The 229-nt window shown below is 55.0% G+C and carries 1 protein-coding gene; it reads left to right on the top strand.

Annotation, left to right across the window (positions count from 1 at the left end; all coding sequences use genetic code 11):
- Positions 1–200 (top strand): hypothetical protein (locus tag B2W52_RS10345; RefSeq protein ID WP_286802882.1); only part of this gene is annotated, 200 nt, incomplete at its 5' end.
- Between the last annotated feature and the right edge of the window lie 29 nt (positions 201–229).

The raw sequence follows: 229 nt of genomic DNA, 5'->3' as shown, positions 1-229 counted from the left end.
TGGATGTCGAGCAGGCTGCGGACAACGCCGGAAACATGATGGAAGAGGCTGGCGATTCAGTCGAGGAAACCTACGAGGATGCTACTGGCCAGAACGAAAGCGTCATGGGAGAGTTACAGGAAGGAGCGGAAAACGCAGCTGAGGAGATGGGAGATGCCGCTGAGGAAGCGGGTGACAGGGTAGAGGAGGCTACTCAATAACTCTCCAATAACTCTCCGATAACTCTCCG

It is taken from the genome of Marinobacter sp. UBA2498, assembly GCF_002341575.1.
Lineage (GTDB): Bacteria > Pseudomonadota > Gammaproteobacteria > Pseudomonadales > Oleiphilaceae > Marinobacter > Marinobacter manganoxydans.
The sequence above is the reverse complement of the archived record's forward strand: the minus strand, read 5'-3'. Positions and strand labels throughout refer to the sequence as shown.